The 7,270-nt window shown below is 42.9% G+C and carries 7 protein-coding genes; all 7 read left to right on the top strand.

Annotated features, from left to right (window positions below; genetic code table 11):
• Positions 1 to 3,100 (top strand): DUF7507 domain-containing protein (locus A8805_RS11065; protein ID WP_114985906.1); only part of this gene is annotated, 3,100 nt, incomplete at its 5' end.
• 49 nt (positions 3,101 to 3,149) lie between these two features.
• Entirely contained in the window at positions 3,150 to 3,359 is a 210-nt protein-coding gene (locus tag A8805_RS11060; RefSeq protein ID WP_109711057.1) for a hypothetical protein, read from the top strand.
• A gap of 67 nt (positions 3,360 to 3,426) precedes the next feature.
• Positions 3,427 to 3,618: a hypothetical protein gene (locus A8805_RS11055; RefSeq protein WP_109711055.1), complete on the top strand. Its 192-nt coding sequence runs from the start codon at positions 3,427 to 3,429 to the stop codon at positions 3,616 to 3,618.
• Between the two features lie 164 nt (positions 3,619 to 3,782).
• Positions 3,783 to 4,604: an MBL fold metallo-hydrolase gene (locus A8805_RS11050; protein ID WP_109711053.1), complete on the top strand. Its 822-nt coding sequence runs from the start codon at positions 3,783 to 3,785 to the stop codon at positions 4,602 to 4,604.
• Positions 4,601 to 5,863, top strand: a complete 1,263-nt coding sequence (locus A8805_RS11045; RefSeq protein WP_109711051.1) for an HD domain-containing phosphohydrolase — start codon at positions 4,601 to 4,603, stop codon at positions 5,861 to 5,863. The genes A8805_RS11050 and A8805_RS11045 overlap by 4 nt, the downstream gene beginning before the upstream one ends.
• A 117-nt stretch (positions 5,864 to 5,980) precedes the next feature.
• Positions 5,981 to 6,499: a signal peptidase I gene (gene lepB / locus A8805_RS11040; protein ID WP_109711049.1), complete on the top strand. Its 519-nt coding sequence runs from the start codon at positions 5,981 to 5,983 to the stop codon at positions 6,497 to 6,499.
• A gap of 76 nt (positions 6,500 to 6,575) precedes the next feature.
• Positions 6,576 to 7,253, top strand: a complete 678-nt coding sequence (locus tag A8805_RS11035) for a TIGR00266 family protein (protein WP_109711047.1) — start codon at positions 6,576 to 6,578, stop codon at positions 7,251 to 7,253.
• Positions 7,254 to 7,270: the final 17 nt, after the last annotated feature.

Below are 7,270 nucleotides of genomic sequence, written 5' to 3'. Positions count from 1 at the left end.
TGTAAAAGCACAGTATGAAGTAACTCAGGCGGATGTAGATAATGGCGGCGTGAAAAATATCGCAACGGTAACTGTACCAGGTGAGAACCAGCCAGAGCCACAGGAGCCGTCAGTAGATGTGCCAACAGATACAAAGAAACCGAAAATGGAAACTTCTAAGGTAATAACAAATGAAGAAGAAGGACCATTTAAGGCAGGTGAGACAGCAACATTTGATATCATCGTAAGAAATACTGGAAATACAACCTTAAAGGACATCACAGTAACTGAGAAGCTAAATGGTGCAGTTATTATAGATGGAACAGGGTATACGGTAGAAGAAGATGGAAGTGCAGTTATTAGCAGCATTGCACCTGATGCCAGTGTAGTTGTAAAAGCACAGTATGAAGTAACTCAGGCGGATGTAGATAATGGCGGCGTGAAAAATATCGCAGCGGTAACAGTACCAGGTGAGAACCAGCCAGAGCCGCAGGAGCCGTCAGTAGATGTACCAACGGATACAAAGGCACCGGCATTTACGGCAGTGAAAGCTGTCAGCAATAACGGAACAGGTGAAAACGGAGCGTTCAAGGCAGATGAGACAGCAACATTTACTATTACAGTAACAAATACTGGGAATACCACATTAAAGAATATCACAGTAGCTGACCAGTTAGAAGGCGCAGTGATTACGAGTGGAACAGGGTATACGGTAGAAGAAAATGGCAGTGCAGTTATTACCAGCATGGCACCAAATACCAGTACCGTTGTATATGCCCAGTATAAAGTAACTCAGGAAGATGTAGACAATGGCGGCGCAAGAAATGTAGCAGCAGTAACAGTACCAGGTGAGAACCAGCCGCAGCCGCAGAATCCTTCAGTGGACGTACCAACGGATACACAGAAACCTGATATAGTAACCTCTAAGGAAGTGACAAATCAAGGAACCGGAGAGGACGGAGCATTTAAGGCAGGCGAAACAGCAACTTTTGAAATTAAGGTAACAAATGCCGGAAATGTAACCCAGGAAAACATAACAGTTGAGGAAGGGCTCAGTGGAGCGGTAATTTTGCCGGGAAGCGGCTATACTGTTGAAAATGGTGTGGCAAAGATTGACAGACTTATGGTAGGAGCCACAGTCACAGTAAATGCAGAATACACAGTAACTCAGGCAGATATTGACAATGGTGAGGGAATCATGAATGTTGCCATTGTAAAAGCAGATGAAACTGACCCACAGAATCCGGAAACACCGATACCGGTAGAAACAAAGAATCCAAGCATGAATGTCAGCAAGTCTATCATTGATGAGCAGGAGCTCTACCACATTGGAGATACCATCCAGTATCAGATTAAGGTGGCAAATGCCGGAAATACTACGTTAAATAATTTAGTAATTTCAGACCAGCTTTCAAATGCATCTGGAAATGTAGTATTCGCCGAAGGTGATGGATACACGGTTGATGGAAGTACAGTATTGATTGGCCAGCTTGCACCGGGCAAATCTGTTATTATAAATTGCAGCTATGAGGTGACAAGAGCAGATTCTGGAAAGACCATTACTAATACAGCAACAGGTACTTCAGATGAGACACCGGAGCCTGAGGAGGGCACAACTGGCGAAGTATCGGTAGAAAGATTATATACTCTGACAATCCACTATGTACACAGTGAAACATCAGCAACCGCAGCACCTGACTATACAGGCGAATTTGCAGTTGGAGAAGCGTTCTCAGTTCAGTCACCGGCAATTGACGGATACACAATGGATTATGCATCCATCAGCAGCGGTGAAAATGGTATGCCGGCAGATGATTTAGAGTTTACAGTAACTTATAAGCCACTTCGCAATGTAAATTATAGCTGGAGCGGTTTGCCGGAAGGCACCACACTGTATGACGGAGCCGGAAATGTAGTAGTACCTGTTTTACCTGCAGGTTTAACGGGCCTTAGAAATGGCCAGGAATACACCATTGACAATGAAATTCCAAAGGTAGTTTACACTCATGATGCGTATGGTAACATAAACCAGAGTTACACATTGAGTAAATGGAATGACCCGAATAACGGAATTATGGGAGATGATGATGTAACGGTAACAGGTGTATGGACAGCAGGAAATGTAGAAGTTGACACATGGAACATTACCTACCAGTGGTCAGGTGATATACCAGGTGGAGCTTATGCACAGACATTGCCCACAGACACAAAAGCTTACATCAATAACGCACCATACGAAGTGGATAGCAGGTTCTCAAATGGTTACACAGTAACAACCCATGATGCATATGGAAATGTAAATGGAGCATACACTTTCAGCGGCTGGGATACAAAGCCGGGAAGCAGCATTACATCAGATATGACCATCAGAGGTACATGGAGCTTTACAGAGACAGCAGTGGCATCCCACAACGTAATCTACAGCTGGAGCGGTTTACCAGATGGCACCACACTGTATGACGAAGCTGGAAATGTAATAGTACCTGGATTACCAGCCAGCATAACCGGTCTTGTAAATGGTCAGGAGTATACAATTGACAATGAAATGCCGGCAACAGTAGTCTACACCCACGATGGGAATGGCAACAGGAACGGAAGTTACACACTGGGTGAATGGAACGATCCCAACAGCGGAATTATGGGAGATTCTGATGTAACGGTAACAGGAGTATGGACAGGGGAAGAGATCGAAGTGCCTGTAACACCAATAGAGCCAACAACACCTACTACGCCAACACCACCTGTAACACCAGTGACACCGGTTACTCCAGCAGCACCGGCTGCTCCGGCAGTACCAACACCGGCAGCGCTTATACCGGCAGCACCTACAGCAGTAATTCCGCCGACTCAAACACCGGCAGGAGCAATAGATGCTGAAGTAACAGAAAACGAAGACGGTAGTTATGAGCTGACACCAATAGAAGACACAGAGACACCGTTGGCAAATACAAACCTCGATGACCACGCTTGCTGTATCCTTCATTTCTTACTGATGCTGCTTGCATTACTCGTATTAATACTTTATACAAAGAGTATGAAGAAACGGCAGGCAAGAATCTTTGAACTAAGAGAAGAGCTGGAACTTAAAAAGGCGAGAAATGGCTTAGGCGGAGAAGAGTAAGATGACGCTGAATTCATAAGGCGTGCAGGATGGGAAAGGAGGAAACGATATGTTGTATAATTTATATCAATTTGTACACGACAGCTTAGGACTGCATTTCTGGGATATACCGGCACTTCTGGTTGGAGTTATCATGATAGTTGTATTCGCAGTACACAGGAATAATCAAAAGAAGCGTGAAAAAGATTTCGAGGATGAGCTGGAAGAAAAGATAAAAGCAATCCAGGAGGGTACATCCGGGGGAAATGTAAAGGCGTAACAACAAAGGCTGATGCTGCCGGAGTCACCCGGCAGCAGGCAGCATAAAATGAAAAGGGGGTATTCATATGTCATATATTTTATCACACACAGTGCTTGGCTTTTGCTGGTGGGATCTTCCTGCATTAATCGTTTTGATTGTTGTTATTGCTGCATTTGCGGTAAAACACCACAATATGAAAAAGGAGGAAAAAGATCTGGAAGACCAGCTCTCCGAGCTGTATACAGATGAGACTGTAGGAATTGACAGTAAGGTATAAATATTAATTTATATTAAAAGTATCTTTACATTGAACCCCGGGAGGAAACTCCTGGGGTTTTGAAATTGAGTCATAAATGAAGCAAAACCGAAAAAATAGACTTGTCAAGGCAGATATGGTATATTATGTCATGTGTAATAGTACATATGAGGAGGACCATATAGGTGGATAAGCAGGATTTAAATTATAAAGAGTATGTGGAAATTGCCGGTGGAGTCTATTGGGTGGGATTTTTTGATGAAGGAGCGGGCCTGCACTGTAATCCTTACCTAATCGTAGACGGTGATGAGGCAGTGCTTATTGACAGCGGAAGCCGGGATGATTTCAGTACGGTTATGCTGAAAGTCATGCGCACCGGAACAAGTCCGAATAAGATTAAACGCCTGATTTACCAGCACTATGACCCAGATTTATGCGGAAACATTCCCCATATAGAGACTCTCATTAACAGTCGGGAACTAAAAATTATTTCTCACTATGAAAATAATATTTTCATCAATTATTATTCTATGGGAACACCGAAACAGTGTATCGAACAATTAGGATTTCAGTTTGAATTTGCAAGCGGCAGGCGTTTGGAATTTATCAGAACCCCTTATTCTCATTCACCGGGCAGTTTCATTACTTACGATACAAAAACGAAAATACTGTTCAGCAGCGATATTTTCGGAAGTTATGATCATAACTGGGATTTATATACATTAATTGGCAGAGAATGTGGAGACTGTACACCTCAGAAAATTTGTCCTATAACAAATAAGTTATGCCAGATAAAAGGAGTTTTAAATTTTCACCAACGTATTATGCCATCAAAAAAGGCCCTGGAATATGCTCTCGAACGAATCGAGGAGATGGATATATCCATGATTGCTCCCCAGCATGGCAGTATTATTGACACTTCTATATCACAGAAGGTTGTAATCAGGCGGCTGAAAGAACTGGATAACATTGGAATAGATTATTTTCTGAAGGAGGAAGGAAGATGAGGCAGAAAAATATGGATCTTCTGAAAGAAAGTATTGTATTGGGGGAGCCGGGTACAAATGAATATATCAAGGGCGCACTTGACCATTTTGCAAAAGAGGTGGACAATCAGATTCAAGCCGCATTGGTGTCTGAAATTATGGAGAGGTACGTAGATGCATCAAAGCAGTTGGAGATAAAGAGCAAAGAATTAGAGAAGAGTGATGCAACTCGTCGGGAAGCCCAGGAAATCGCATTAATAGGAAATTGGGAGATGGATATTTCCGAGAACCAGCTTTGGTACTCTGATACTATGAACCACATATTGGAAGTTAATGAGTCTGCAGAGCCTAGCCTGCAGTTTTTTTCCCAAATGGTCCATCCTGATGACAAAGAGTTAGTAAATCAAATCTTCCTGGATCTAAAAAACGGCATTGTGCCCGTGGAATGCAGGTATCGGCTGTCTATGGAGGATAACCGAATTAAATGGGTTCATATTCGGTTTGTGCCATCAAAGGATTCCTCTGGAAAAACTACGGGCGTTCACGGAACCATCCAGGATATTACCAGCATTAAAGTTGCTGAGGAGAAGTTAGAGGAATATAATCATCGCCTGGAAGGCCTGGTTCAGAAAAAGGTTGAGGAGGTATTTGCTTCTCAAATGGCTACGATTCATGCATTGGTGAAGCTGTCGGAATCCAGGGATGATGAGACAGGAGAACATATTGTCAGAACATTGCAGTATTGCCGCTTTCTAGCGGAAAAGCTTTGGGAAAAGGGTGTCCATCCAAGGGAAATTGACCATAATTTTATTAACAGTATAGCCCAGGCCAGCCCCCTGCATGATATTGGAAAGGTTGGAATCCCGGATGCAGTTCTGCTAAAACCGGGTAAATTAACTAAGGAAGAATTTGAGATTATGAAGACTCATACCACCATTGGATATCAAACATTGGCCAGCGTGGAAAAAAGGGATACAGGAAGTGCATTTATTAAAATAGGAATGGAGATTACTCTTTGCCATCATGAAAAGTGGGATGGCAGCGGATATCCAAAAGGGCTGAAAGGAGAAGAGATTCCAATATCAGCCCGGATTATGGCCTTGGCGGATGTATATGACGCTTTGCGGTCCAAACGCGTATACAAAGAAGGTTATACTCATGAAAAGAGCAGGGAAATTATTATTCAGGGCAGAGGCAGCCACTTTGATCCCCTCTTAGTAGATGTTTTCCTGGAAAATGATTCTACTTTCTGTGATATATTTGACCGTACTGCAGATTAAAATCAGCGAAAGAAGTTCGTATTCTCCCAGACTTGGGCCCTTTTATTCTATTTTCATTTTTAATAATTTGAGTTATAATGTTAGCTAAGTAATGATAGAAAGCAGGGAATAAATTACATGCCAAAAAGAGTATTGAAAAAATATGACGGGAAAAAGCAGGGGTGGCTTCATAATATCATAGAGCTTATTATTATCTTCCTGGCGGCTTTTATTTTGTTTCATTTTATTGTAGGCATATCGTTTGTAAAGGGTGTTTCCATGTATCCCACGCTGCATAATAACGAGCTTGCTTTTTACACCCGGATAGTTCCCCAGTTTGAACGTGGGGATATCCTGTCTGTAAAAATGCCTTCCGGAGAGTACTATGTGAAACGGGTTGCAGCGGTAGGCGGTGATACAGTGGATATTAAGAATGGAAAGCTGTATGTGAACGGGGAAGAAGCAGACGAGCCGTATATTATTGGTGAGACAAAGAAGAAGTCAGGGGGCGTGGAATTTCCCTATACAGTAGAAGAAGGAAAGGTTTTTGTTATGGGGGATAACCGCGGGGAATCTAAGGATTCCCGTGATTTTGGTGCTGTCATACGGAAACAGATAAGAGGAAAAATTTGGATTTATATTGGGAGAATAACCTAAAACTTGACAAGGTTATATCCGTAAAGTAGGATGAATTTAAGGAACCCGTACACATAAACTTCGAACGGAGGTTAATATGAATTATGAGATTAAAGGAGGCGCATTTCCTGTAGTTGTGTGCCGGCTGGATGATGGGGAGCAAATGATTACTGAAAAAGGTTCAATGGTTTGGATGAGCCCTAATATGCAGATGGACACGGCTGGAGGAGGAATTGGAAAGATGTTTTCCAAGGCATTTTCAGGTGAGAGTATGTTCCAGAATATTTACACGGCACGTGGTGCTGGGCTTATTGCGTTTGGGTCCAGCTTCCCGGGGAAGATTCTGCCCCTTGAAATTACACCTGATAAAGGAATGATCGTACAAAAAAGTGCGTTTCTCGCATCCCAGGCAGGGATAGAACTTTCTATTCATTTTAATAAAAAACTGGGAGCAGGCTTTTTTGGCGGCGAAGGATTCATTATGCAGAGGTTGTCAGGAACAGGGCTGGCTTTTATTGAAATTGACGGTGAACTGGTAGAGTACCAATTGGAAGCCGGGCAGCAGATTGTCGTAGATACGGGGAATGTTGCAGGGTTTGAGATTGGGGTACAGATGGACATCCAGCAAGTTCCCGGTTTAAAGAATAAGCTGCTCGGCGGGGAAGGACTGTTTAATACTTTATTGACAGGTCCTGGAAAAGTCTGGCTGCAAACAATGCCTATTTCCAGTGTGGCAGCATCTATCCGTCCATTTCTGCCCAGTGGAAATTCATAGTGAAAAGGGGGCAGCCC

This window comes from Faecalicatena contorta, assembly GCF_003149105.1.
GTDB classification, from domain to species: domain Bacteria; phylum Bacillota; class Clostridia; order Lachnospirales; family Lachnospiraceae; genus Muricomes; species Muricomes contortus_C.
This window is presented reverse-complemented; position numbering and strand designations above follow the sequence as displayed.